Genomic DNA, 24,564 nt, shown 5'->3' on the forward strand with positions numbered 1-24,564 from the left:
GGAGAGATCCCCCAGTTGTCGGCTTCACCCCACCCCTGAAGGGGTGGGCTTTCGCCTCGCTACCGCTGTAAACCATTATGAGAAGTGGTGAGGGTTGTAGTTGTGTTAGGGATACCTGAGAAAAATAGGAAACCATAATGCATTAATATATGGTTAGAAAGTTGCATTAATCTAAATTTCTTTAATGGTATTACTATTGATTAGGTGTATGAAAGAAACTATATGTTATAGCAAACTTCCATCTTGGATAAAGCCTCATGGAAGCTCCCTCTTCTTTCGGTAGAGGTCATTTTACAGTGGTATGTCTATGTTTAATTCATTTGCAAGTTCTTTGTATCGGTTTCTTATGGTTACTTCTGTGACTGACGCTATTTTTGCAACTTCTCTTTGTGTTCTTTTTTCTCCGCATTTTAGGGCTGATATGTATATTGCTGATGCTGCTACTCCTGTTGGCCCTCTACCGCTTACGAGGCCTTTTTCTATTGCTTCGTTGATTAAATCGTGTGCTACTTTTTCTACTGCTTCTGATAGTTCGAGTTCGCTGCAAAATCGTGGTATGTAGTCTTTTGGTGATATTGGGAGTAGTTTGAATCCTAGTTCGCGTGAAATAAATCTAAATGTTCTTCCAATCTCTTTTCTTGATACTCTTGCTACTTCGGCGATTTCGTCTAGGGTTCTTGGTACGTCTCTTTGGCGGCATGAGGCATAGATTACTGAGGCTGTAACGCCTTCTATACTTCTACCTCTAATTAGGTTTTCTTTTATTGCTTGTCTATACAAGACTGCTGAGTCTTCTCTTACGCTTTGTGGTAGTTTTAGTTGTGAACACATTCTATCGAGTTCACTTAAGGCGAACGCTAGGTTGCGTTCCATTGCGTTGCTTACGCGTACTCTTTTTTGCCATTTGCGCATTCGATATAGTTTGGCTCTTTTGTTTGATGATATGCTTCCGCCTTGAGAATCCCGGTTTCTCCAGTCTATCATTGTTGACAGGCCTTTGTCATGTATTGTAAAAGTCATTGGAGCTCCTACTCGGCTTTTACTTTCCCTTTCTGAACTGTCGAAAGCTCTCCATTCTGGACCGGTGTCTATAAATTCATCGTCTACTACCAACCCACATTTTTCGCAAATTAGTTCTGCTCTTTCATGGTCAACTGAAAGTTTTTTTGAACCACATTCATTGCATATATTACTTTCTTCATATTCTCCAATAGATTCCCTCTTTATAATTGATGGAGATTCCCCCTCTCCCTCACTCTTGGAATCGGGTTTTTCATAGGAATCGGTCAATATAAATCCTCCACTAAAAAAACAGTTCTACTTAAAGTCAGAGCGAGATAATAGCCCTTCACGAATTAGAGTAGTACTCTAAATTAAATAAAACTTCGTATAAAAAATAACTTTAATAATTTCTATCTGTTTTTCTGAGAGGTATTTAGGTTTTATTAGGTTTTTAAGAGGTTTTTTGGTTTTTATATCTGTTTTTAATTTATTCTATTTCGATTGGGGTTACCTAAAACTGTTGAATGTTTTTATTGAACCCATTTTCTTAAAGCAATGGCTTTAATTTTTATTGGTTTTGTATTTTTTTATTTATTGTTTTTAGTTGTCTAGATTTATTGTTTTGGAGATATGATAGTATATAAAAAAAATTTCAGTGATTTTATGAAGATTGGTTTTATTGGTGGAACTGGACATATTGGTGAAGGCCTTGCATTGAGGTGGGGTAAAGACAGTAAACACGAGATATATATTGGTTCTCGTAATGATGAGAGAGGGGAAGAGGCAGCAGGTAAGTATAGAGAGATTTTGGATGAAGCGGGATATAGTAATGATATTAGTGGTGGGGATAATCGGTTTGCTGTTGAAAACAGTGATGTTGTAGTTGTATGTATTCCGCATAAGTCGGTGGTGGAAACGATTAGGTCTTTAGAAGATGTTTTTGATTGTCAGGTATTAATCTCCCCTATCGTACCGATGTATAAATCTGATGGTAGTTTTTGTTGCGAAGATTGTTGTGCTGCTGTAGAACTTGATGATGCGGCTCCAGATAGAGTTGATGTTGTTTCTGCATTCCATACCGTTCCAGCAAAGGGTTTATCTGAGTTTGATCGACCATTAGATTGTGATGTAGTTGTTTGTGGAGATGATTCAGAAACTAAGGAAGTTGTTTTTGACCTAATAGACGATATTGAGGGAATGAGGGGTCTGGATGGTGGAGATCTATCTGTTTCACAGTTGACTGAAGCAATGACTCCGCTTCTTTTGAACGTTTCTATAAGAAATGATATTTCCCACCCCACGATAAAATTCATATCTCCTTAACCTTTTCTATATTTTCTATTTTGGCTATATCTCCATTACATTTTGAAGGACCTAAATAGAGGGTTTAGTTCTCTCAACTTCTTACAAGTTTTAATGGTTTTTAGGGAGGGGGCTTACTTTCTCCTAGTCGTAGGTTTGGTTATAGGTTTATCTCTGTTTTCTGTGTAAATGGTTTTTGGTAGGGTTTTTATTTTTTTTGTTTTTTGGTTCTGTAAAATGGTTTTTGAACAGGTTTTATGTTTTTTGTTGTTTTTGTTTTTGGTTGGTTTTTGGTTTTTTTACCAAAAGATTTTAAGGGTATAGATACAACTTCATAGGAAAATTTTTAGTATTGCTAATTGGGGCAATCAGTATGAAAGATGCATTTCTTGCCTTGGAAGATGGCACGGTTTTTAGGGGCCGGGGTATTGGTTCTGAGGGGCTCACCAGAGGTGAATTGGTTTTCAACACTTCTTTTACTGGTTATGAGGAGGCTATGACCGGCCCGTCATATAAAGGACAGGTATTGATGTTTACTTATCCGTTGGTCGGTAATTATGGCTTTAGTTATGAGTCTATTCAGTCTGAAGAAGTGGGTGCTGAAGCGGTTGTGGTTAGAGAGGCTTGTGACAACCCTTCTCACAGGAATTCAGAGGCAACTTTTGATGAGTTCTTAAAGGATATGGATACCCCGGGGATTGAAGGTATTGACACGAGGATGTTGACTATTAAAACTAGAGAGAGGGGAACGCTTAAGGCCGCTGTGGCGGTTGGAGACTATGAAGTTGATGAGGTTGTTGAGTATGCTAAAGGAGCGCCGGACATACAGGACCTTGATCTTGTAAGTGAAGTTAGTTGCAATGAGAGTTATAGTATTGAGGGAGATGGTTCAAGGATTGCAGTGTTGGATTGTGGTGTTAGGAAGAGTATACTTGATAGGTTGAGTGAGAAAGATTTTGATATCAAGGTTTTCCCTGCAGATAGTTCAAGTGACTTGATACGTGAGTTTGATCCTGATGGGATTCTTGTTTCGAATGGCCCAGGTAATCCTAAGATGGCTAAGGCGCCAATTAATTTAGTTAAGGATTTGGTTGGTGAATTACCGGTTTTTGGTATCTGTTTTGGTACTCAGATTATTTCTCTTGCAGTTGGAGCGGATACCTATAAAATGAATTTTGGTCACAGAGGTGCTAACCATCCTGTTAAAGACCATGAGACGGGGACGGTTCACATTACTTCTCAAAACCATGGATTTGCAATCGATAAGGAAAGCCTTGATGGGACTGGTTTAAATGTTGTTCAAACAAACGCTAACGATGGTACGGTGGAGGCGGTTGAAAACGAAGAACTAGATATTTATGGAGTGCAATACCATCCGGAAGCGGAGCCAGGTCCAAGAGATACGAAGGATCTGTTTCTAAATAAAGTTCTTAAAATTATTGAGGGTTAAAATGCCGAAAAGATCAGATATTAATAAGGTCTTGATGATCGGGAGTGGGCCTATACAGATTGGACAGGCTGCTGAATTCGATTATTCTGGTTCTCAAGCTTGTCGAGCTTTACGTGAAGAGGGTGTTGAGGTAGTTCTTGTAAACTCAAATCCAGCGACTATAATGACAGATCCCGAGATGGCTGACGCCGTTTATATCGAGCCATTAACCGTTGAATCGGTGAAGGAGATAATTGAAAAAGAAAAGCCTGATGGAGTTGCAGCAGGCCTCGGTGGGCAGACAGGATTGAACTTGACAGCGGAGTTGTCGGAAGCAGGTGTGCTTGAAGAATATGATGTTGAGGTACTAGGGACTCCTATCGAAACTATCTACGACAGTGAAGATCGAGAACGGTTCAGAAAGATGATGAACGAAATTGGTGAGCCTGTTGCAGAAAGTATTGCTGTTGAATCTATAGAAGCAGCTAGAGAAGCAGCTGAAGAACTGGGTCTACCTATAGTTGTTAGGCCAGCATACACACTTGGTGGTTCTGGTGGTGGTATAGCTAAAACAGAAGAACAACTTGAGAACATCGTTGAGCGTGGACTTAAGTTATCAAGAATAGATCAAGTCTTAATCGAAGAAAGTGTTCTTGGATGGAAGGAAATAGAGTATGAGGTAATGAGAGATTCCAAAGACACTTGTTTAACAGTAGTGAACATGGAGAACTTCGATCCAATGGGTGTGCACACCGGTGAATCGACGGTTGTAGCTCCAAGCCAAACACTGTCTGACAAAGACCACCAAAAAATGAGGTCAGCAGCTATAAAGATAATACGGTCTCTGGGAATAGAAGGAGGATGCAACATACAGTTTGCTTTCAATTCAGAGACAGGTGAATACAAAATAGTTGAAGTCAACCCACGTGTATCCAGATCTTCAGCACTTGCATCAAAAGCTACTGGATATCCGATAGCTAGGGTATCTGCAAAAATAGCGATCGGCATGGATCTAGATGAAATACCAAACGATGTAACCAAATCAACTCCCGCTGCTTTTGAGCCAACCGTTGACTACACAGTTGTCAAAATACCTAGATGGCCTTTCGATAAATTTAGAGATATAGACAGAACCCTTTCAACCCAAATGAAGGCCACCGGAGAGGTTATGGCGATAGGTAGAACCATGGAAGAAAGTATACAGAAAGCGGTTAGGTCTTTGGATATAGGTGAAGATGGTTTAAACCCTAACAAGCGAAGGGTGTTCAGTGATGAAGAAGAGATAGTTAAATATCTTGAAACACCTACCGATCTAAGGTTGTTCGTTATATACGATGCCTTGAAAAATATGTTCACGGTTGAAGATGTTTCTGAAATAACTGGTATGGATCCCTTTGTAATCAATAAAATCCAGAACATAATCGATCTTGAAAAAGAGATAGAAAAAGATTGGAAATCCTGTATTCAAGAAGCTAAAATATCTGGTTTTACAGATGGACAGATTGCAGATATTGCTGGAATAGAGGAAACTGAAGTACGTGACTTTAGATATGAGGAGATGGATCCTACCTACAAGATGGTTGACACATGTGCAGCTGAATTTAAAGCAGAAACGCCATATTACTACTCTACATATGAAGAAGAAAATGAATCTAAAGGTGAGAGCGATAATGAGAAGGTATTGATTCTGGGAGCCGGTCCAATAAGAATCGGTCAGGGAATCGAGTTCGATTATTGTTGTGTGCACGCTGTCTCTGCTCTTAAAGAAGAGGGTATTGAAACCATGATAATGAACAACAACCCAGAGACAGTATCAACAGACTACGACACAAGCGATAACCTATTTTTCGATCCTCTAACACTTGAAGACGTAATAAACGTAATCGAGAAAGAAAAACCAGATGGAGTAATGGTTCAGTTTGGAGGGCAAACATCGGTAAACCTAGCGGTTGACTTAAAACAAGAGCTTGAGAGAAGAGGTCTGGATACAGAGATATATGGAACCGATCCAGAAAAAATGGATATGGCAGAAGATAGAGATCGGTTCAACCGACTACTAAAAGACATGGATATACGACAGCCTGAAAGCGGAATAGCTTCATCAAGAGAAGAGGCATTAAAAGTTGCGGAGAAAATAGGTTTCCCATTGCTTGTAAGACCTTCATACGTATTAGGTGGTAGGGCAATGGAGATTGTTCACGACAACGCCGAGCTAGAGGAATACATAGAAGAAGCAGTTAAAGTAAGTCCAGATCACCCAATACTAATAGACCAATTTATCGAAGACGGAATCGAAATCGATGTAGATGCGGTTTCAGATGGCAATGAAGTTCTTATTGGCGGCATAATGGAGCACATAGAACAAGCTGGAGTCCATTCAGGAGATTCAGCATGTGTACTACCCCCACAATCAATAAACAAAGAAACCATCGATGAAATAAAGAAATACGTACGGGAAATAACAAAAGAACTCGAAGTAATAGGCCTCATAAACATACAGATGGCTATTAAAGATGGAAAAGTATACTTACTTGAAGCAAACCCAAGATCAAGCAGAACAATCCCCTATGTAAGTAAAGCAACCGGAATACCACTAGCAAAAATAGCAGCGAAGACTATGGTTGGTAAAACTATAAAAGAACTCGGATACAGCGAGGTAACCGATCTAGACCACGTAGCAGTTAAAGAAGTCGTAATGCCTTTCGATAAACTACCAGGCGTTGACGCAATACTAGGTCCAGAAATGAAATCCACTGGAGAAGTAATGGGTATCGACTACGAATTCGGAAAAGCATTCTACAAAGCTGAAATCGCAGCTGAAAATGAAATACCCACAGATGGAACAGTGTTCATGTCAATAAAAGACGAAGATAAAAAACCAATGGTTCCAATAGCCAAAAAATTCATGGAACACGGTTTAAAACTCGTTGCAACAAAAGGCACCGCCGATTACCTAAAAGAACAAGGAATCAAAATAGAAGAAATAAAGAAGGTAAGTGAAGGATCACCAAACATAATTGACTGGATACGTGAAGGAAAAGTAGACCTAATAATAAACACACCAACATCTGGAAAACAACCCAAAAACGATGGATATAAAATAAGAAGAGCAGCAGTAGACCTAAAAACACCATACATAACAAACATACAGGCTGCCAAAGCAGCAGCAGACGCAATCGAAGCAATCAACAAAGGCGAAATAGTAACCAAATCAATAAACAAATACCAAGAAGGAATAGGAGAAAAACAAAAATGACTAAAGTAGTACTCGCATACTCAGGAGGACTGGACACATCCGTCTGCGTACCCCTACTAAAAGAAAAATATGGATACGATGAAGTAATAACAGTAACCGTTGACGTAGGACAGCCAGAAGAAGGCTTAAAAGAAGCAAAAGAAAGAGCAAAACAAATGGATGTACAGCACTACGAAATAGACGCAAAAAAAGAGTTCGTAGAAAACTACCTACATCCATTAATACAAGCAAACGGAAGCTACGAAGGATACTACCTCGGACACGCAATAGCCAGACCATTAATAGCAAAAAAAATATGTGAAATAGCAGAAAAAGAAAACGCAGACGCATTAGCCCACGGATGCACAGGTAAAGGAAACGACCAATTCAGATTCGAAACAACATACCGAGTGCACTCAAAACCAACTACAGAAATAATAGCTCCAGTCAGAGAACTAAACATGACAAGAAACGAAGAAATCGAGTACGCAAAAAAACATGGAGTAAACATAGACTTCGAAGAAAAAAAATGGAGCATAGACGAAAACATATGGAGCCGAAGCATAGAAGGAGGAAAACTAGAAAACCCAAACTACATACCTCCAGAAGAAATCTACCAATGGACCACAAACCCAGAAAAAGCCCCAAACAAACCAGAAATAATAGAAATAACATTCGAAAAAGGAATACCAACAAAAATCAACGGAACAAAACACAACCCAATAGAACTAATACAAAAACTAAACAAAGAAGTCGGAAAACACGGAGTAGGTCGAGTAGACATGATAGAAGACCGAATACTAGGTCTAAAAGCACGGGAAAACTACGAACACCCCGCAGCAACAGCACTAATAACAGCACACCAAGACCTCGAAAACCTAATACTAACCCGAAAACAACTAAAATTCAAAAAAACCGTAGACCAAGAATGGGCCGACCTCGCATACAACGGCCTACTATACGAACCACTATACAACTCACTACAAGCCTTTATAAAAAACACACAAAGACAAATAGATGGAACAGTTAAATTGAAGTTATACAAAGGCTCAATATATGTAGTTGCAAGAGAATCCAAAAACGCTTTATACTCAAAAGAACTCGTCTCCTTCGATGACAAAACAATAGACCAAAAAGACGCAGAAGGAGCATTAAAATACCATGGCTACCAATCAAGACTCTCAAAATCAAGATCCAAAAAAAATAAATAAAACATAAATGGAGGAAACAAAATGGCACTATATCACCATAAATCAAAAAGAAGACAATCTGGCGGAAGAAGAAGACCAAAAAGAAAAAAACGAAAATACGAACTCGGTTCAGAACCAATGCCAACCCAAGTAGGTGAAGAAAAAACCAAAAAAATACGAATGATGGGTGGAAACAAAAAAACCAGAGCACTAAAAACCAAAAAAGCAAACGTAACAAACCCAGAAACAGGTGAAACAACCCAAACAACAATAACAGAAGTAACAGAAAACGAAGCCAACCCACACTACGTAAGAAGAGACATCATAACAAAAGGAGCAATAATCCAAACAGAACAAGGAAAAGCCAAAGTAACAAACAGACCAGGACAAGACGGAGTAGTCAACGCCAAACTAATAAAATAAAAAACAAAAAAACCAAAAAAACAATGAAGAATCCATCCCGAAACCCGGGATGGAGCCAAAAACAGTTTACTATCTCAGTTTACTATCTCTTTTCTTATTCCAAGGGTTTCAATAAACCCTATTGAATAGTTTCTGCTTCAAGATTCCTGATATTTAGACATCTCTGCAGTTAGGTTCTGTATAGGCATTGTCTGAAGCCATACCTTGCCTGGGCCTTCAAGCGTTGTCAAAAACATTCCTTCACCACCGAACAAAACGTTTTTCACACCCTTAACTCGATTGATACTCATATCAACTGTTTCTTCAAACATACCAACTGAACCAGTTTCCACCCTAATTTTCTCACCTGGCTCTAACTCCATAATATGACATTCACCATCTATTTCAACAAACGCATGTCCCTCTCCAGAAAGTTTTTGAAGAATAAATCCTTCTCCTCCAAAAAACCCAGTTCCAATTTTCTTTTGAAAAGCAACGTCATAATCAACAGTTTCTTCAGCACAAAGGAAAGAACGTTTCTGACACAAAACACTTTTTTCCTCAACATCAACCTTTAAAATCTCCCCTGGATAAGTATGTCCAAACGAAACTTGAGCCCCATCTTCTCTAGCTTCAAAGAAATTTAAAAACGTCCCACCACCCGATATCCTTCTTTTTAAAGCCTTTGTAATCCCGCCCTTAGATTTAGTATCCATATCTACTTTCGAATCCATCCACTTCATGTTTCCAGTTTCAGAATAAACCGTTTCACCTTTATCTAACGTGACTTCAACAAAAGGCATAACAGTACCTTTAATCTCATAATTCATACAAAACACCATTTATAACGACCATTATTCTAAAAAAAACATGGCCTAAAAAATAATTCACCCATAAACACTTAAGAACATTGTTTAACATCATTATCTTTGGGGGCAAGATCTTCCTCTCTAAAGAATAGAGGGCTTACTGCTCTCCAGCTCCCCTAAGTGTTAAAAATTAAATCCAAACACAATTGCATTTTGGTGTTATTCAGGGCCTTTGTTTTTTAGTGTTTTCGATTTAATTTATATTGTTTGACGGATATTGAAGTCATAAGTTTGCTGTGGTCTATTTAAGTTTAGGTTGCAGTGTTTGTGTTTTGATTTAAGTAAAGCTGTTATTAGTTTTGGAGTGTTAGTATGATCGATAAAGTTGATTTGGATTACGATCCTGAAGTGATTGAAGGGAGAGTCAGGGAGTTTTGGGAAGAGAATGATGTATATGAGAGGTCAAGGAAGAGAGACCTTGATGTTGAGGAGAGGTTTTATTTTGTTGATGGACCGCCGTATACTACTGGTAGAATTCATTTAGGAACGACTTGGAATAAGATTATAAAGGACGCTGTTCTTCGTTATACTACTCTTAAGGGAGTTCCGGTTATGGATAGGGCTGGCTGGGATATGCATGGCCTTCCAATTGAGGTTAAGGTTGAAAAGGAGTTTGATTTTGAGAGTAAACAGGATATTGAGGATTTTGGTATTGATAACTTTGTTAAGGAGTGTAAAAACTATGCTCTTCAATATAAGGAGAGTATGACGGAGCAGTTTAAGGAGTTGGGGGCTTGGCTTGATTGGGATGACCCCTACATGACTATAAATAATAATTATATTGAGTCTGCTTGGTGGACCCTGAAGCGTGCTGATGAAAGGGGTTTACTTGAGAAGGGAAAGAGGATTGTTAATTGGTGTCCTCGTTGTGAGACTGCTTTAGCCGACAGTGAGGTTGAGTATGACGAGGTTTCAGATCCATCTATATTTGTTAAGTTCCCTGTTGAGGGCTATGAAAACCGGTTTATAGTTATTTGGACAACAACTCCTTGGACCATTCCTTCTAACCTTGCTGTGGCTGTACATCCTGATTATGAATATTCAGTTGTTAAAGCGGTTAGAGATGGTGAAACTGAGGAACTAATTGTTTCTTCAGAGCTTATAGAGGATGTTTTAAGAGAAGGTCGATATGAAGATTATGAGGTTGTTGAGACATATATAGGTCGTGAGCTTGAAGGATTAGAATATAGGTTTCCTTTAAGCGAGCAGGTTCCTAAACAACAAGAACATATATCCGATTTAGTTCACACGGTTTTTGCTGAAGAGTTTGTTACCGTGGAGAAAACCGGTCTTGTACACTCTGCTCCAAGCCATGGCCATGAAGATTTTGATATGGGGCAGAAACGTGGTCTTCCCTTGTTCAATATCGTTGATGAAAAAGGACAGTATACAGACGGAGGAGGTAAGTACAGTGGGTTGTATGTTAAAGACGCTGACCCCGTTATAATCGATGATCTCCAACAAAACGGTTTGTTGTTATCTAGTGAAGAAATCAAACATAGATACGGGCATTGTTGGAGGTGTGATACCTCTATTATATATTTAGCAACCAGCCAATGGTTCTTGAATGTATCTGAACTGAAAGACAAGATGGTTAGTGAGGTTGATCGAGTTGAGTGGACACCTGAATGGGCTGGTTCCTCAAGGTTTAAGGATTGGGTTTCAAACGCTAAAGATTGGTGTATATCCCGACAAAGATATTGGGGAATTCCATTACCAGTATGGGAATGTAGTTGTGGCTCTAGAACAACCATTGGTACAATAGATGAATTAAAAGAAAAAGCATTTAATTGTCCCGAAGATGGTTTAGAGCTACATCGACCACATGTTGATAAAATATTACTCGAGTGTGATGATTGTGGTTCAGATATGGAGCGTGTGGAAGACGTTATCGATGTTTGGTTCGATTCCGGAGTTGCTAGTTGGGCCAACCTCAAATATCCAGAAGAAGAGGATTTGTTTGAGGAGTGGTGGCCTGCAGATTTTATTGTAGAAGGCCATGACCAAACCCGGGGTTGGTTTTACTCCCAACTTGGAGCCGGTGTTATAGCTTTCGATAGAGCGCCATATGAATCGGTTTTAATGCATGGCTTCGTTTTAGATGAAGATGGAAAGAAAATGAGTAAGAGTGTTGGTAACGTTGTGCAGCCCGAAGAGATAATCGAGCGTTATGGAACCGATACTTTAAGGCTATACCTATTAAGTGAATGTGCTCCTTGGGAAGACCTTAAATTCAATTGGGATGAATGTCAGAACGTTAAGAGAACTCTAAACGTTTTCTGGAACGTCTATAAATTCACTTCAACCTATATGTCCCTAGATGACTTCAAACCACAGAAGAAACTTGATGAAAAAGCCTTAAAAACCGAAGACAGATGGATACTCAGTAGACTAAACAACCTCATACTAGATGTTGAAGAAGCAATAGAGAGCCGTCAAATACACAAAGGAGCCAGATACATCAAGTCATTCATACTCGAAGACCTATCACGATGGTACATCCGCCTAATAAGAGACCGAACCTGGGTAGAAGCCGAAGACAAAGACAAACTAACAGCATATGAAACACTACACGAAGTTATACACAAAACACTCATCTTGATGTCTCCATACACCCCATTCATAACAGACAAAATGTACCAAAACCTAGTTAAAACCCAAGATTTTGGAAAAGAATCAGTACATCTAGAGAAATTCCCAAAACCAAAAAAAGAATTCATAAACAACGAACTTGAACAACAAATGGAGATAGCAAGAGAGATAATCGAATCAGCATCTCATGCAAGACAAAAAGTCGAACTAAACCTAAGATGGCCTGTCCAAAAAATAACGATAGAGCCAAACAACCCAGAAACAGTTAAAGCAATAGAAACCATGGATAGAATAATAAAAGACCAAGTAAACACCAAAAAAATAGAGACCCTAGAACCAAACACAGAGTTCCCAGAACTCCAAACAGTGATAGAGCCAGACATGGGAGTTATAGGCCCCAAATTCAAAGATAAAGCTGAAAAAGTGATGAACACAATAAAACAAGGAAACCACAAACCCAAAAACCTACCAAAAACAATCAAAGTGGATGGAGAAGAAATCAAGATAACAAGAGAAATGGTTAACTTAGAAACAAAAGTACCAGAAAAATACTCCACCTCCAGCTTCACAAACGGAGTTGTCTATGTAGACTCAGAACTAACAACAAAACTAAAACAAGAAGGTTACGCCAAAGAAACAATACGCAGAATCCAAGAAATGCGTAAAGAACTTGACCTACACGTAGAAGACTACATAGAAATAAATTTAGACACACCAGACAAAGAATTCAAAAAATCAATCACCAAATGGAGCGAACACATATCCCACGAAACACGAGCCAAAAAACTAGAGATAAACACCCCCCACGGAGACCTCACAAAACAATGGGAAATAAACGGAAAAGAACTAGAGATAGGCCTAACACCCAAAAACAAATAAAAAACCAAAAACCAGATTACAGGGATAAAAAATCCCTAAAACCTCTTTTTTTATAAAAAAATAAACTAAATAGGTATATAAAAATGGATTACAGAGAATGGCTACCTATATACAAAGAAATAACCAACGACCTATCCATCTCTATGCAAAAAGATAGAGAATCCGCAAGAAAGTTAGAACAAAAAATAACCAAAAAACCAGATCTCAACAGCCTCTCCAAAAAAATAAAAGAAAAAGTATATGTACTAGGAGACGGCCCCAACCTACCTAAAGACCTAAAAAAAATACCAAAAAACCAATTAAACAAACAGACAGTTATAGCTGCAGACAACGCCACAAAAACTGCTTTAAAACACAACATAACACCCGACATAATCACAACAGACCTAGATGGCGACATAAAACCAATACTAAAAGCAGATAAAAAAGGCAGCCAAATAATAGTTCATGCACACGGAGACAACCAAGAATTAATAGAAAAATGGACACCACACATACAAAACATCATCGGTTCAACACAAAACAAACCAACAGACAAATTAATAAACTATGGAGGTTTCACCGATGGAGACAGAGCAATATTCCTAGCACACGAACATGGCGCTAAAGAAATCGAGTTATCGGGTTTTAACTTCAAGCAAGCCAGTAAAACCAAACAGAAAAAACTAAAATGGGCCAAAAAACTAATCCAAAAACTAGAAAATAAAGGAGTGAAAATCACATATACCACCCAAAACAAACAAAAATAAAACCTCTACCCCAAATACACAACCAACAAGCTATTTAGATACCCACTAAAAACAAAAAGATAAATAACAGGAGTCATAAAGAATAAACACGATTAATTATGACTAAAACTGAAGACGGCCTGAAAGAAGCTTTCGCTGGCGAATCACAGGCACGAAATAAATATGAAGCATATTCAAGAAAAGCAGAAAAAGACGGATACGAACAAATAGCCAAACTCTTCAAAGCAGCATCTGAAGCAGAAAGAGTTCACGCCAAAAACCATTTTGAAAACCTAGATAAAATAAAAGACACAAAAGAAAACCTAAAAGACGCAATAGAAGGAGAAAAATTCGAACACGAAGACATGTATCCCGAGTTTGTTGAAGCAGCTAAAGAAGAAAATCAAGACAGTGCCTTAGAATCATTCATGTATGCAATGGAAGTTGAAAAAATACATGAAACACTATACAAAAAAGCTCTTGAATCAGTAGAAAACGAAGAAGACCTAGAAAAAACAGATATCTACGTATGCCAAATATGTGGAAACACAGTTTTCGATGAACCACCAGCTGCCTGCCCAATATGCGGATACCCCAAAAACGAATTCAACAAAGTAGATCTATCCTAAACCAAAGCTAAAACCCCTCCTCTTTAAGGAGGGGGGGAACACAGCCTAAAACAAATACAAAGCATAGAACACAACAAAGAAAAAAACAAAACCCCCAACATACAGACTGCCACCAAAAACACTAAAAAAATAATCAAAAAACCAAACTAAAAAACAAAGACACCACCAACCCAAATACAAACAAAATAAATAAAAAAACAAACAAAAAACCCTCATTCACACCAAAACCAAAACCAAAGAAAAAACAAATAAACATTTTCTATCCAATAAACATATACTATCACTTTTTGTTCTGAGTATTTTAGGTAATCTAGGCAGTCACAACTACACTTTAGCCCTTAACAGGTCCAGAGGCCCAATATATAATAAACAAACAAAAACAAATAACAGACTAAATTCTTGGAGAAATCGTCTATGAAAATAAAGCCACTCGGTATCTGGGCAGTCGGCGTAATAGCTTTCCTTTCCGCACTATACCTATTCCTACAAGCAGCAACAGAACAACAAATAACAACACTCCAAATTATAATTTACGTAATCATAGGTTCCATAGGATTAATATTTATCCAAAAAGGACGAAAACTCAAAAAAAATAAATAAAAAATAATTCCTAATCAATCTATTTTCATTAAAAAAAGGTTTTAGAGTAAACTAACAAATAGATCGTGGCCCCCATCAATTGTAAAAAAAACAAGGGGTGGAAGAGATTATACTACAAGGGATAAGAGGTATTTTTTACCTCTATTTAGCCTTCAACTCTATTTAGCCTTCAAAAAAATAAATTTCCATTTTTAACGTAAAATCATATTAAAGAAATCTTTATATTTATGTTCTATTATCTTGTAGACGGTTGATTTTGTAAACAGCTTAAATAGTTATCTTGATTGAAGATTGAAATATTTATTTAAAATCTGTTATTTTTTTGGTTTTGTTTTGTTGGTTTTTAATTTCGGTTTTTTTACTAAAGGGTTTGTGTAATACTTGAATGTGATTATCTGTTTTTTTAATGTTTTTCACCGTGTATAATTCGATTGATTTTTCTTGTTTCGTTGTGACAGGGAAACTATAGTTATCTGATTGATATTTAAATTCCTTACCTTCTTTAATTTTATTTTGAATGAAATCTTTATGGTTTTCGATTCTTTTATTCACTAGTTTATTTGCGATTTTGGGTATTTTTGGGGTTTGTTTTTTGTAGTTGTTGATTAGTTTTTGGTTTAGTTCTATTCCTATTGAGTTTCTTGCTGTTGTTATTGCTGCTGTGGTTGTGGTTCCTGTTCCCCAGAATGGGTCTAGGACGGTGTCTTGGTATGTTGAGTACATGTTGATTAGGCGGTAGGGTATTTGTATTGGGTATGCTGCGGATCTGTCTCGGTCTCCGTTCTGTAGGGTTTGGTTTGTTCCTTTTATGTCTGTCCATAGGTCTGTAAACCATTGGTTTCTTTCTTCCCAGAAGTAGGCTGATTGGTATCTTTCTGGGTCTTTCGGTTGGAATTCCCTTGGTTTTTGTCCGTTTCGGAAAATGAGGATGTATTCGTGTTCAAGTGTAGGGTAGGCGTTGGGTGGTAACATTCCACTACCCATGAACTTAGCTGCACTGTTTACTGGTTTCCTCCACAATATTTCTGGTAATGGGTCGAAACCGAGTTCTGTGAGTTTATTTATAATTCGTGAGTGGTTTTGGTATACTCTGAAGCTTCCATCAATCTTTCTTGTTGCGTCTCCAATGTTTATGCAGACAATACCACCTTCAACCAAGACTCTCTCCAGTTCGCTCCAGACTTTGTCAAGTTCTCTATGCATTTCTTCAAATGCTTTCGTGCCTTCTCCGTTTAGGATGTGTTTTTTAGTTTTTGAGTTGAGTTTTTGAAATAGGCTGTCCCACATCTCGATCATGGGGTATGGAGGGGATGTAACAACTAACTCGATTGAATTATCCGGAATTTCACCCATTTGACGGGAATCACCCCTAATCACTCTATGTTTAGTCTTAATTATGACATCCTCCCTGTAAGTTGTACAAACTACATTGACCCTACTACTTGAAAAACTATTTTTTTAGGTTTTCTATCCACCTCATTGGTTTTTCCGAGGTGTAGTGATTATCGTTTGCCAGTGTCTTAGTAAGCTTTATCAACAGTAATTCTAAATAGTTTTTTGTAATGTCTCTTGATGATGAAGAGGTTGATTTATCTAGTTTGGTTGATGAGTTTGAACGTCTAGAGGAATCTGTTGAATCTAAAAAACATAGAAATCATATTCAGAAGTTAAAGGAAAAAACAATTAAGTTATCGAATCCAAGGATGTTCGGGGTGGTTGTTGAGGGTTTTGGCAAACGTGATATGATTGAAGCTTTTTTAGGTAGTATCTTAATTGGGATTCCTGTAATAATTGAAGAAGGTACTTTGGAGATTGGTGAGTTCATTGCTCAACATCCTTTGTTTCTTTTAGGAACCCTGGTTTTTGGAGTACTTCTTGTTATAGGTATATTATATTATACCGACATTCAAGATGTTAGGATTACAAACCCAATTTTTGGTTTAATTCCTAGAAGACTTTTAGGTATACTTTCTATAGCCTTTATCTCTTCTATAGTCCTTATGACGGTTTGGGGAAGGGTTGATTGGTCAGAACCAATGATTGCCTTCTCACAATGTGCTTTTACGTTTGTAGCTATGTCCATAGGAGCTGCTTTAGCAGATATATTGCCAGGAACTTAACATCCTTGTGACATCCTCCCAAACGCCTGAAGGTGTTGGGTTTTCTTCAGCGTTTCAGAAGGTTCTTAACTCATTGGATTTTCACCTCCAAATCATCTCCAGTTCGGGCTATGTCATCTATAGCCTCCCCCATATCTTGCCAGAATGTATCTGGCTCAATGGACATATCACTGTTTTAGGACATCACCTCTACAGCAATATTAATCAACGCATTAAACTAAATGTCAAGTTCATCATTACATATAAAACATTTGATACTCTCACTGAACACCCATTCATAAATCATAACATTCCTCACTATCCTTAAATGGAGAAAGGGTTCAGTCTATACTATTTAAAAAATAAAATAAAATAAAAAATATTGAGCTATTTTTTTTAAATTAGATTTGTTTTAATGTGGGGTGAACAGGCTCGGGCGGGGTTGCCTGGGGGTTTTATTGTTTTCCTCAGCAGGTATTGTAGGAGTTCTTGTTCGGTAAGTGGGTGGAGGTTGGGTAGGCTCTCCACTCATGGGTGGAGCTCGGGTTTGATGTTGTTTTGAATGTAGTGTTGTTTTTATTGGGGGTGGGTTAGTGTTCCGTTGTATGCTGTCTGTGCTGGACCTTTCATGTAGGCGGTGTTGTTTTTGAAGATTATATTTAGTTTTCCACCTTTTGTTTGAACTTTGATTGTGTTTCCTTTTATTAGATTTGTTTTTTTTGCTATGGCGGCAGATGCTACAGATCCTGTTCCGCAACTTAGTGTTTCGGCTTCTACTCCTCTTTCAAATGTTCTTACTTTAATTCCATTTTTTGTTTTTTGTATGAAGTTTACGTTTGCGCCTTCTGGGAATATTGGGTTGTTTCGTATTGGTGGTGCTTGTTTGATTATGTCTATTGATTCTACGTCGTCTGTTTGTATTACTGCGTGTGGAACGCCTACGTTGCAGGCGCTTACTTGGTATGGGGTGTTTTCTATTTCTTGGTTTATGAATTCTCCTTTACCTTTAGCGGGTATTGTTTTTTTATTGTATTTTGGTTTTCCCATATCTACTTTTGCCCAGAATTTATCGTTTTTATCTGTTTCTATGTTTAGGGTTCCTGCACCTGTTTCTATATCTACGTTTTTGTTTGTTACTATATTTTCAGTTGCATATTTAGCGGCACATCGGATTCCGTTTCCACACATATCTGCTTCGGTTCCATCTGAATTGAAGATTCTCATTTTGAGGTCTGCTGTTTTGGATGGCTGTAGATATAGTACTCCATCTGCTCCGATAGCAAATCTGCGTTTACAGTGTTTTTCTGCGAACGTGGGTTTGTTTTTCTCGGGTATTTTTGTTTCTTGTAGTTCATCGATTATTATGAAGTCGTTTCCATTTCCATGCATTTTTACAAATTTTATTGGGTTTTTTGACATTTTCCTGCCTTTATTTGGTTTTTTGTTTTGTTAAGAGGTCTTTTAAGGTTTCTCTTTCTCTGATGACTCTTGGTTCGCCGTTTTCTATTAATATTTCTGCTGGTAATGGCCTGCTGTTGTATCTTGAAGCCATGCTGTATCCATATGCTCCAGCGTCTAGTATTGCTAGTATATCTCCTTCTTGAGCTGTAATTTCTCTGTTTTCTGCGAGTATATCTCCAGATTCACATAATGGGCCTGCTATCTCTGCTTTTCTATTGACTCCTTTTTTTGGGGCGTTTTCGATATAGTTTCCGGCGTTTTGGGGGTTGGTTGCGTTAACGACGCCGTGATGTGATCCATACATTGCTGGTCTTTGCAGTATGTTGAATCCAGCGTCTACGCCGATGTATTTATGGAATGGATTTTCTTTTATGTCGTTTACTTTTGTGAGTATTATGCTTGAGTCGCCGACTAGGTAGCGGCCGGGCTCTAATGCTAGTGTTGGTTGTTCTAGTCCGTGTTTTTTTAGGCCTTTTTTGAATTCTGTTGTAATCATTTTGGCGAATTTCTCGATGTCGAGTGGTTTTTCTTCTGGTTTGTATGGGATTCCGAGTCCTCCACCGATGTCTATGAATTTTAGGTTTATGTCGACTTGTTGGGTTATTTCACCAACTATATCCATCATTTTTTCGATTGCTGGCCTGAATTTTTCGACTTCGAGTATTCCGGATCCGATGTGCATGTGGATTCCGATGGGTTTTAATCCAAGTTTGATTGCTTCTTTGTATGCTTCTACTATGTCTTCTTCCCATATACCGAATTTGCTTTCACTTCCTCCTGTTATACAGTGGTCGTGGTGTCCTGCTCCTACTCCGGGGTTTACACGGAAGCTTACTTCTGTTGATGTGATTTTGCTTAGTCTACGCATTTCATGGAGGCTGTCAAGGTTTATCATGACTCCTTTATCTACTGCGTATTTTAGTTCTTCGTTGCTTACGCTTGTTCCGGTATATAGTATTTTTTCAGGTGAGTATCCGGCTTTTATTGCGCTGTAGATTTCTCCAGTGCTGACTGCGTCTATATGGCACCCTTCTTTTTCGAGTATTTGTAGTATGTTTAGGTTTGTGTTGGCTTTGCATGCGTAGTGTAGTCTTATATTGGGGTAGTGTTTTTTTAGTGCTTGTTTTAGTTGGTTGTATTTTTGTTTGATTCGGTCACTGCTTGTTACGTAGAGTGGTGTATCATATTTATCTGCTAGTTGGGTTGTGTCTACTCCATCGATTTCAAGGTGTTGTTTTGTTTTTAGGTGTGGTCTAGTCAAAGTTTATTCCCTCCATTCTTTCTACTGCTTCTTCTATTCTGCCGAGGCTTCTTGTTAGGGCGAACCTTATGTATCCTTCTCCGTGTTCACCGAACCCAGAGCCGGGTGTTGCTACTATCCCTGCTTCGTCTAAAAGTTTTTTAGATGTCTCCATTGAGTTGTATCCTTTTGGACATTTTGTCCATATGTAGAATGTTGCCTCTGTTTTGGTTGGCTCTAGTCCTATGGATTCTATTCCTTCAAGTAATAGGTCTCTTCGGTTTCGGTATTTATTGTTGCTGTCGGAGACGCATTCTTGGGGTCCGTTTAGGGCGGTTATTGCTGCTTTTTGGATTGCTTGGAATGCTCCGCTATCTACGTTTGTTTTAACTTGGCCTATTCCGTTCACTATTTCTTGGTTTCCTACTACAAATCCTATTCTCCAGCCGGTCATGTTGTATGTTTTTGATAGTGAATGGAATTCTACTCCAACTTCTTTTGCTCCATCTATGTTTAGGAAGCTTGGTGGCTCGAATTCATATGAAATTTCGGTGTATGCTGCATCGTGACATACTATAATGTCGTGTTCTTTTGCGAATTCAACTACTTCTTGGAAGAACTGTTTGTCTGCTGTACCGGCGGTTGGGTTGTTTGGATAGTTTAGGTACATTATTTTGGCGTCTTCTGCGTTTTTTGGGGATATTTCATCTAGGTCTGGTAGGAAGTCGTTTTCTTCTTTTAAGGGCATTGGTATTGGTTTTCCGCCTGATAGTATTGTGCCTATTTTGTATACTGGGTAGGCGGGGTCGGGCACCAATGTTTTGTCCCCTGGGTTTACAAAGGCAAGTGGCATGTGTGCTATGCCTTCTTTGCTGCCTATTAGGGATATGGCTTCTTTTTCTGGGTCTATTTTAACTTTAAATCTATCTTTATACCAGTTTGCAACTGTTTCTCTAAACTCTTTCATTCCTTTATAGCTTGGATAGCTGTGTGTTGATGGTTCTCTAACTGCTTCAACCATTGACTCTACTATGTGGTCTGGTGTTGATAAATCAGGGTCTCCTACTCCTAGGTCTATTATATCGATTCCTTGTTCTTCTTTTTCTTTTTTGGCTCTATCGAGTTCTGCAAATAAATATGGTGGTAGTGATTCAATCCTATTTGAATACATTTTATCACTTTTTTCTTGAATTGTTAGTTTAAATTCTTTATTTTTCAGTTTTTAAAGACTACATCTCTTTATTCTTTATGTTTAATTATTTTGATGGAGAGAAAAAGCATTATTTCTATAAGGTGTTAGGGGTTTGGATGGTTTATCATCTATTTTTATAGAGGGGTTTTTTGTTTTATGTTTCTTATTTCCATCTTCTTTTTGATCCCTGTACTTTTGTTTTTATGTTTTTTTTCAGTTTTTCTAGTGTTATGTCCTTTTCTTTCTCTGTGTGGTATTTTATACCTGGTTTTGTTTTTTTGCCGATGCCGCATAATGACATCATTCCACTTTGATCTCTATAGAACACTTTAAACCATTCTTCGGAGAAGGCAATTTCGGCGATTTCTCTTCCTTCTTTTTTTTGGCTAAATACTAAATGGTTTTTTTGGTTTTCTTCTGCTACTGTTTTCTCAAAGTCTCCTGATTCGTTTATTATTTCGTAGATTTCTTTTACAGCCTCTCTTAGTTCTTGAGGTAGGTATGCTGCGAGTTTATCGATTTTTGGTTCTGGTATGATTCCTAGTTTTTTTCTGAGTACATCGTTAAATGTCTGTGCTCCTGTCTCTCTTTTTAGCCTTTCAAGTTCTCTATGTACGCTTTCATCCACCTTTATGTTTTTAGTTGGCTGAACCATTGATATCCTCACTTTTATAATTTATTTTTAGGTAGTTTTTTCTTTTTTAGGGACTTGTTAAGAGAATTCAAGCCCGGTTTTTTTAAGTTTAATCCTGCTTAGATATAACAATATCCTTTATCTACAGTATACTGTTTATCTTAAAGATAATCATAATATTTTTGCATAAAATTTATATTGAATAAACGCATTATTAAGTAGTGGAGGCATTAACAATGGAAAACAACAGTATACACAATATCAAAGAGATGAATAAAGACACAGGAAGCTTATTCAAATACGACCTCCTGTTGACCGCAATACCAGCCTTACTACTAACAATGTTTTTAATTGGGTACACTTCACCAATACCAATCGAAATAGGTATTATGGCTGCTTCAATACTATCATCAGGACTTATATTCTTCGGAATAATAGATATAGTGCCCGAAGACAAATCTTTAGGAAATAAACAATCCTAAAACCACTAAATAACTTTAAGAATCCCCGTTCTCAAAACGAGAACGGATAACAAACCGATTCTATTTCTTAACTACTTACTTATAAACGAAAACTCTAAATCAACCAAAAACCTGGGTTTTTATATTTTTTTTAAAAAAACTGATTTATAAAAATTTATAAATAAATATTATTTGGATTTACAATTATTTCTACCTGGGGTTGTCATTAATTGACGGAGTTCGAACGAGATTTAGTTAAAAGTTTTAATAGTTTTTTTGAGCGTGAAGGTGTTAGAGCTATTGCTTATAGACGAAAACAACATCGTTTTTCAAGTCAGTTTGTGGATATTTTAGTTGACTCTATTAAACCGGAGTTTTATATCGCTATTGAGAATAAATCTATTTCAACGGCTAAAGGTGCGAAAAAACTATATTTTTCCCAACATTTTTCTGAAAACCAGGTTGAGAGGATAGATAAGTTCTTAAACAAAAGTGGTAGGCGTGGTTATCTCGCTGTTGAACTTAAACAAGGAAGAGGTAATCCTCGTAAAGCATTCCTAATCCCATGGGATGAAGTTATAACCAGGTATAAAGATGGTGAAAATGGTTTTGGAGTAAACGAAATCAAAGAGTTTAGAGAGATTAAAAGAAATGGTAAAAAATATAGAGTAAAATCTTTTTTTAAAGAAGGGAGTTAACCCCCCTCTATCTCCAAACTCAATTAATTAAACATTTATATCTCTTCCCAACCTTTTTCTGTTTAAATAAAACTGGATTTGGGTTATGTTGTCTTAATTTCTTTTCCAGTATTTATGCTTTCTATGACTTGTTGCGCGATTGCAGTTCCCTTTCTAATTTTAATTGTACCATCTTGACCTACAGTTGCAGTTAAAACGTATTCGTCATCTGCGTGTATATCAACTGTTTCACCTGATTTATCTTTACCCAAATCAAGTACAACTTGATCGGATTCAATTGAGACATTTACGCCATGTGTTTCGATAGATTTATCTTGTTTTGTTGTTTTTTGTTTTAGTTCAGAGAATGGTCTTACATCAATGCTTAAGCCTAATTCCTTTTCAATCTTCGATATATTTTCGCCACCACGCCCTAATATACGGGCGATTTGGTTTTCAGGTACGTAGACAATTGTGCTGTCGTCTGATTTTACTTCTGCTTTTACGTTACCGCCTATGTATTTTCTTATTTCTTTTTCAACCTGTTTTTCAGCCATTTTCCAGATTGGTTTTGTTGATTCAGATTCTTCGATAGGCATTACTACGACTTGTTCGCCGTATGTATATATTTCGTATTCTACTTCGTTTGTTTCGAAGTTTTTAACCTCTATTACAGGTCTAGCAAGGTCTTTCTCCATCATTCCTGCTGGTACTTTTACTGTGAACCCTATGTCGTATACAGTATCTATTTTTGCTTCATCTAAGAAAACTACGGTGTCAACTACTTGTGGAACCATCCCTAGTTCTACTCGCCCTATTAATCTCTGTAAAGCGTCTATTCCTCTGTTTGCGTGTGTTACACCTATCATTCCTACGCCAGCTAAACGCATATCTGCGAATACTTTGAAGTCTGAGGTTTTCCTTACTTCATCGTATACTGTGTAGTCGGGTCTGACTAGAAGTAGTAGGTCCGCTGTAAGGTCTATTCTACCTTCAAGTGATGTGTATTGAGTTATTTCATCTGAAACCTGTAGATCTCGTGGGTCTTCCATAGTTTTAACTATATAATCTTTTTCCAGTAGGTAGTCTGCTATAGCTTGGGCCAAAGTACTTTTACCTGCTCCAGGAGCTCCTGCGAGTAAAACCCCTCTCTGTTTCTCAGATAACCTTGATTTAAGTTCTGTTGATAATCGATAGTCTTCTAGAGATACTTTCGTTATTGGTCTTACAGCAGTAATTTCAAATCCATCGGCAAAAGGAGGTCTGGCGATTGATATACGCATGTCTCTTAATTGAACTACGGTTGCTCCACCTTCATCAAACTCTATAAAACCCTTAGAACTACGTTTGGCTTTCTCAACAATCTCTCTTGAAAGTTTCTGTACTTTTCTTGCAGTCATTATTTGGTCATCAAGTACCTTCATCTTCATCTCACCTGGTACTCCGACCTTCCCCTTCACCTTGGTACCCTGCTTTATGTGAACCGACATAACGTTATCAATCTTGTTAAAGTAATCTATCAACCTAATTTTGGTTTCAGTTTCTTCAGTCTCTGGTTTCAGGTATTTAACTTCTAATCCCTTAACTCTTCCAACCTCTGCTTGAACTACATCACTTGTGATTAATACAGCGTCTTCCTCTATCGCAAGATCTCTTATCAAGGAGTCTATTTCACCACCTGAAGCCAGTTTTATCTGTTCCAAGTTAGGCCTATCTCCCTTGAAAGTAAGTTCGATTCTGCCTTCATCCTCAAGTTGCCTAAGTTTCTGTATTTCTTGAAGTCCATTAAGACCTATTTCTTGGCCTTTATTTGCTTGAGACTCCAGCTCTCCAACAACTGCTTCAGATATTATTACCTCAACTTCTTCAAACTCTCCATCCTCAATTATTTTTGTAACTCTACCATCTATAACGACACTTGTATCAGGAACAATCTTCTTCAT

20 protein-coding genes are annotated in these 24,564 nt (G+C 37.7%); 12 read left to right on the forward strand and 8 right to left on the reverse strand.

The genetic code is table 11. The features are described 5' to 3' along the window. Positions 1-291: 291 nt before the first annotated feature. Positions 292-1,230, reverse strand: coding sequence for a transcription initiation factor IIB (locus QEN48_RS00005; RefSeq protein ID WP_347985137.1), 939 nt, complete (start codon positions 1,228-1,230; stop codon positions 292-294). A 435-nt stretch (positions 1,231-1,665) separates the two neighbouring features. On the opposite strand from QEN48_RS00005, the gene npdG reads away from it, so the two are divergent. From npdG to QEN48_RS00030, 5 genes are all read left to right on the forward strand, one after another. Then, entirely contained in the window at positions 1,666-2,325 is a 660-nt protein-coding gene (gene npdG / locus QEN48_RS00010; RefSeq protein ID WP_280108366.1) for an NADPH-dependent F420 reductase, read from the forward strand. 352 nt (positions 2,326-2,677) lie between these two features. Continuing rightward, positions 2,678-3,754, forward strand: a complete 1,077-nt coding sequence (carA, locus tag QEN48_RS00015; RefSeq protein ID WP_280108367.1) for a glutamine-hydrolyzing carbamoyl-phosphate synthase small subunit — start codon at positions 2,678-2,680, stop codon at positions 3,752-3,754. 1 nt (position 3,755) lies between these two features. Then, positions 3,756-6,989: a carbamoyl-phosphate synthase large subunit gene (gene carB / locus QEN48_RS00020; RefSeq protein ID WP_280108368.1), complete on the forward strand. Its 3,234-nt coding sequence runs from the start codon at positions 3,756-3,758 to the stop codon at positions 6,987-6,989. Continuing rightward, the gene (locus tag QEN48_RS00025; protein ID WP_280108369.1) at positions 6,986-8,179 is read left to right on the forward strand and encodes an argininosuccinate synthase; all 1,194 of its coding nucleotides are present in this window, start codon (positions 6,986-6,988) and stop codon (positions 8,177-8,179) included. Before carB ends, QEN48_RS00025 begins: the two co-directional genes overlap by 4 nt. 21 nt (positions 8,180-8,200) lie before the next feature. Next, positions 8,201-8,581 carry a 30S ribosomal protein S8e gene (locus QEN48_RS00030; protein WP_280108370.1) on the forward strand — a complete coding sequence of 127 codons (381 nt, stop codon included), beginning with the start codon at positions 8,201-8,203 and terminating at the stop codon, positions 8,579-8,581. 137 nt (positions 8,582-8,718) lie between these two features. Here QEN48_RS00030 and QEN48_RS00035 read toward each other — a convergent pair whose 3' ends face one another. Further along, the gene (locus QEN48_RS00035) at positions 8,719-9,390 is read right to left on the reverse strand and encodes a TIGR00266 family protein (protein WP_280108371.1); all 672 of its coding nucleotides are present in this window, start codon (positions 9,388-9,390) and stop codon (positions 8,719-8,721) included. Between the two features lie 351 nt (positions 9,391-9,741). Between QEN48_RS00035 and ileS the strand changes: the two genes are divergently transcribed. The 4 genes from ileS (at position 9,742) to QEN48_RS00055 (ending at position 14,857) form a co-directional block, all read left to right on the forward strand. After that, entirely contained in the window at positions 9,742-12,900 is a 3,159-nt protein-coding gene (ileS, locus tag QEN48_RS00040) for an isoleucine--tRNA ligase (protein WP_280108372.1), read from the forward strand. Between the two features lie 83 nt (positions 12,901-12,983). Then, a complete protein-coding gene (locus QEN48_RS00045) occupies positions 12,984-13,649 on the forward strand; it encodes a 6-hydroxymethylpterin diphosphokinase MptE-like protein (RefSeq protein WP_280108373.1) in 666 nt (221 codons plus the stop codon). A gap of 98 nt (positions 13,650-13,747) precedes the next feature. Continuing rightward, entirely contained in the window at positions 13,748-14,257 is a 510-nt protein-coding gene (locus tag QEN48_RS00050; protein ID WP_280108374.1) for a rubrerythrin family protein, read from the forward strand. Between the two features lie 414 nt (positions 14,258-14,671). Continuing rightward, positions 14,672-14,857: a hypothetical protein gene (locus QEN48_RS00055; RefSeq protein ID WP_280108375.1), complete on the forward strand. Its 186-nt coding sequence runs from the start codon at positions 14,672-14,674 to the stop codon at positions 14,855-14,857. Between the two features lie 300 nt (positions 14,858-15,157). Here the strand turns inward: QEN48_RS00055 and QEN48_RS00060 are convergent, their stop codons facing one another. Next, the gene (locus QEN48_RS00060) at positions 15,158-16,210 is read right to left on the reverse strand and encodes a DNA methyltransferase (protein WP_280108376.1); all 1,053 of its coding nucleotides are present in this window, start codon (positions 16,208-16,210) and stop codon (positions 15,158-15,160) included. Positions 16,211-16,419: 209 nt separating this feature from the next. Here QEN48_RS00060 and QEN48_RS00065 point away from each other — a divergent pair, with 209 nt between their 5' ends. Then, the gene (locus tag QEN48_RS00065) at positions 16,420-16,977 is read left to right on the forward strand and encodes a DUF2391 family protein (RefSeq protein ID WP_280108377.1); all 558 of its coding nucleotides are present in this window, start codon (positions 16,420-16,422) and stop codon (positions 16,975-16,977) included. A 555-nt stretch (positions 16,978-17,532) separates the two neighbouring features. Here the strand turns inward: QEN48_RS00065 and dapF are convergent. The 4 genes from dapF to QEN48_RS00085 all read right to left on the reverse strand — a co-directional run bounded on the left by dapF (position 17,533) and on the right by QEN48_RS00085 (position 21,504). After that, the gene (gene dapF / locus QEN48_RS00070) at positions 17,533-18,375 is read right to left on the reverse strand and encodes a diaminopimelate epimerase (protein ID WP_280108378.1); all 843 of its coding nucleotides are present in this window, start codon (positions 18,373-18,375) and stop codon (positions 17,533-17,535) included. A gap of 10 nt (positions 18,376-18,385) precedes the next feature. Continuing rightward, entirely contained in the window at positions 18,386-19,678 is a 1,293-nt protein-coding gene (lysA, locus tag QEN48_RS00075; RefSeq protein ID WP_280108379.1) for a diaminopimelate decarboxylase, read from the reverse strand. Next, positions 19,671-20,828, reverse strand: coding sequence for an LL-diaminopimelate aminotransferase (locus QEN48_RS00080; protein WP_280108380.1), 1,158 nt, complete (start codon positions 20,826-20,828; stop codon positions 19,671-19,673). The genes lysA and QEN48_RS00080 overlap by 8 nt, the downstream gene beginning before the upstream one ends. Before the next feature lie 184 nt (positions 20,829-21,012). Further along, on the reverse strand, positions 21,013-21,504 hold the full coding sequence (locus tag QEN48_RS00085) for a hypothetical protein (protein ID WP_280108381.1): 492 nt from the start codon (positions 21,502-21,504) through the stop codon (positions 21,013-21,015). 215 nt (positions 21,505-21,719) lie between these two features. Between QEN48_RS00085 and QEN48_RS00090 the strand changes: the two genes are divergently transcribed. After that, the gene (locus QEN48_RS00090) at positions 21,720-21,965 is read left to right on the forward strand and encodes a hypothetical protein (RefSeq protein ID WP_280108382.1); all 246 of its coding nucleotides are present in this window, start codon (positions 21,720-21,722) and stop codon (positions 21,963-21,965) included. A 209-nt stretch (positions 21,966-22,174) separates the two neighbouring features. Next, positions 22,175-22,642 carry a hypothetical protein gene (locus tag QEN48_RS00095; protein ID WP_280108383.1) on the forward strand — a complete coding sequence of 156 codons (468 nt, stop codon included), beginning with the start codon at positions 22,175-22,177 and terminating at the stop codon, positions 22,640-22,642. An 83-nt stretch (positions 22,643-22,725) separates the two neighbouring features. Here QEN48_RS00095 and QEN48_RS00100 read toward each other — a convergent pair whose 3' ends face one another. After that, on the reverse strand, positions 22,726-24,564 hold the full coding sequence (locus tag QEN48_RS00100) for a PINc/VapC family ATPase (RefSeq protein ID WP_280108384.1): 1,839 nt from the start codon (positions 24,562-24,564) through the stop codon (positions 22,726-22,728).

It is taken from the genome of Methanonatronarchaeum sp. AMET-Sl, assembly GCF_029854155.1.
GTDB lineage: Archaea > Halobacteriota > Methanonatronarchaeia > Methanonatronarchaeales > Methanonatronarchaeaceae > Methanonatronarchaeum.

Coding starts and splice junctions, on each gene's coding strand:
- QEN48_RS00080 (WP_280108380.1), bottom strand. CDS start 20,828: ATGTATTCAAATAGGATTGAATCACTACCACCATATTTATTTGCAGAA.
- QEN48_RS00060 (WP_280108376.1), bottom strand. CDS start 16,210: ATGGGTGAAATTCCGGATAATTCAATCGAGTTAGTTGTTACATCCCCT.
- QEN48_RS00085 (WP_280108381.1), bottom strand. CDS start 21,504: ATGGTTCAGCCAACTAAAAACATAAAGGTGGATGAAAGCGTACATAGA.
- ileS (WP_280108372.1), top strand. CDS start 9,742: ATGATCGATAAAGTTGATTTGGATTACGATCCTGAAGTGATTGAAGGG.
- carB (WP_280108368.1), top strand. CDS start 3,756: ATGCCGAAAAGATCAGATATTAATAAGGTCTTGATGATCGGGAGTGGG.
- QEN48_RS00065 (WP_280108377.1), top strand. CDS start 16,420: ATGTCTCTTGATGATGAAGAGGTTGATTTATCTAGTTTGGTTGATGAG.
- QEN48_RS00055 (WP_280108375.1), top strand. CDS start 14,672: ATGAAAATAAAGCCACTCGGTATCTGGGCAGTCGGCGTAATAGCTTTC.
- QEN48_RS00035 (WP_280108371.1), bottom strand. CDS start 9,390: ATGAATTATGAGATTAAAGGTACTGTTATGCCTTTTGTTGAAGTCACG.
- QEN48_RS00050 (WP_280108374.1), top strand. CDS start 13,748: ATGACTAAAACTGAAGACGGCCTGAAAGAAGCTTTCGCTGGCGAATCA.
- dapF (WP_280108378.1), bottom strand. CDS start 18,375: ATGTCAAAAAACCCAATAAAATTTGTAAAAATGCATGGAAATGGAAAC.
- QEN48_RS00045 (WP_280108373.1), top strand. CDS start 12,984: ATGGATTACAGAGAATGGCTACCTATATACAAAGAAATAACCAACGAC.
- carA (WP_280108367.1), top strand. CDS start 2,678: ATGAAAGATGCATTTCTTGCCTTGGAAGATGGCACGGTTTTTAGGGGC.
- npdG (WP_280108366.1), top strand. CDS start 1,666: ATGAAGATTGGTTTTATTGGTGGAACTGGACATATTGGTGAAGGCCTT.
- QEN48_RS00090 (WP_280108382.1), top strand. CDS start 21,720: ATGGAAAACAACAGTATACACAATATCAAAGAGATGAATAAAGACACA.
- QEN48_RS00030 (WP_280108370.1), top strand. CDS start 8,201: ATGGCACTATATCACCATAAATCAAAAAGAAGACAATCTGGCGGAAGA.
- QEN48_RS00025 (WP_280108369.1), top strand. CDS start 6,986: ATGACTAAAGTAGTACTCGCATACTCAGGAGGACTGGACACATCCGTC.
- QEN48_RS00100 (WP_280108384.1), bottom strand. CDS start 24,564: ATGAAGAAGATTGTTCCTGATACAAGTGTCGTTATAGATGGTAGAGTT.